Raw genomic sequence first — 1473 nt, 5'->3', positions numbered from 1 at the left:
CTTCGGCCAGTACAAGCGCATCACCAACCGCTACGAGTCCGGAGTCCTCACCGGCAACCCACCGGGTCTGGAATCAGCAGAGAACGTTGACCTGGTTGTCGTTCACCTGGCCCTCGACCGCGGCCGACACGGCGTTGAGCCGGGCCTGGATCGAGCCGAGGACCGCGACCTCGTCCGGGCTGAGGGCACTGAAGATGTCACGCTCGGAGTCCGACAGCAGGTCGACCGGGGTGCCGGCGCTGCGCAGCGCGTCGAGGGGTGCTTGCGACATGGGTCACTCCTTCATGGAGACGGTCACGGGCTGGTACGACGCCAAGGCTGCTCCGGCACCCGCGGGCTTCACATCCCTCGAATGACTATGAATCCGGTGGCCCTTGTTCCGCTCAAGGCATGGTTGTCCGGAACATGACCCGCAGCTACTCTCTTGCCCGGGAGCGCGGTGTTTCGCTGCCGGCCAAGGCTTCGCTCACCAAAATGAGGGGTAAAGGTTTTGACCAGGCGTGAGATTTTGATCGCTTCGCTCGTGGCCGCCGGCTCCTCGAACCGGGATATCGCCAAGGCTCTGTGCATCAGCCCGCACACGGTGGCGGCTCACTTATGCAACATGCTCCGGAGAACGGGCGCGTCGAATCGTACGGAAATGATTGCGCGACTGTACGCCCAGGGTGTTCTGGTCCAGGGGACCTGGCCGCCGCTGCCCGCGGACGAGCGGAAGCGGCAGGAGGCCCCCGGGGCCATCGGCGCCCTCGCGGCGGCGGTCGCGGAGTACTCGATCGGACCGGCCGGCGTCACCCTCGACTGGCCGCACTACGGGAACGAGGTACCGGCAGCCATGCCCTTCGACGCCCTGCACGCACTACGTGAGGCCGGCCACCCGGTGGACCTGCTGGCGGTCGAGCAACGCTCGGTCCTCTCGGGGCTCAACGAGCACGAGGTCCAGGTCCTCAACTCCGTCAAGGAGCGACTGGAAGCGGTGGCCGGTGAGGTGGAGGGACAGGACCTCAAACTCCTGTGAACGGCGCCGCGCAGTGCGGCGGTTGCCGTGCCACGGTGCCGGACGGAGCCCGGTTCTGCCCGGAGTGCGGCACACCGGTCGTCGCGGGTGCGCCGTTGTCGGACAGCCGCAGAATCGTCACTGCGCTCTTCATCGACCTCGTCGGCTCGACGGCTCTCGCCGAGACCCTGGACCCCGAAGCACTGCGGCGCACGATGGACCGGTACTACCGGATCTGCACGACGGCGGTCACCGAACACGGTGGCGTGGTCGAGAAGTTCATCGGTGACGCCGTGATGGCCGTCTTCGGGGCGTTCGTCACCCATGAGGACGACGCGCTGCACGCGGTCCGGGCGGCATGCGCCGTCCGGGAGGCCGTGACGGCCATCGGGACCGGCGTCGGTGGGCCCGGAGCCGGTGTGTCTCCAAGGACGGCATCGCCCGCGACATGACCGTGCTCAACGGTGAGGGACTCGTCG

General features: G+C 67.5%; 3 protein-coding genes and 1 pseudogene. 3 read left to right on the top strand and 1 reads right to left on the bottom strand.

Annotation, left to right across the window (positions count from 1 at the left end; all coding sequences use genetic code 11):
- Positions 1 to 73: 73 nt before the first annotated feature.
- On the bottom strand, positions 74 to 271 hold the full coding sequence (locus tag ACWD3D_RS37035) for an aroma-sacti cluster domain-containing protein (protein ID WP_451465018.1): 198 nt from the start codon (positions 269 to 271) through the stop codon (positions 74 to 76).
- A gap of 219 nt (positions 272 to 490) precedes the next feature.
- Between ACWD3D_RS37035 and ACWD3D_RS37030 the strand changes: the two are divergent.
- From ACWD3D_RS37030 to ACWD3D_RS37020, 3 genes and pseudogenes are all read left to right on the top strand, one after another.
- Positions 491 to 634, top strand: a pseudogene (locus ACWD3D_RS37030) (response regulator transcription factor); the annotation flags it as partial.
- A 6-nt stretch (positions 635 to 640) separates the two neighbouring features.
- Positions 641 to 1015, top strand: a complete 375-nt coding sequence (locus ACWD3D_RS37025) for an aroma-sacti cluster domain-containing protein (RefSeq protein WP_451465019.1) — start codon at positions 641 to 643, stop codon at positions 1013 to 1015.
- Positions 1012 to 1446, top strand: coding sequence for an adenylate/guanylate cyclase domain-containing protein (locus ACWD3D_RS37020; protein ID WP_451465017.1), 435 nt, complete (start codon positions 1012 to 1014; stop codon positions 1444 to 1446). Before ACWD3D_RS37025 ends, ACWD3D_RS37020 begins: the two co-directional genes overlap by 4 nt.
- Positions 1447 to 1473: the final 27 nt, after the last annotated feature.

Source organism: Streptomyces sp. NPDC002690 (assembly GCF_053592415.1).
This window is presented reverse-complemented; position numbering and strand designations above follow the sequence as displayed.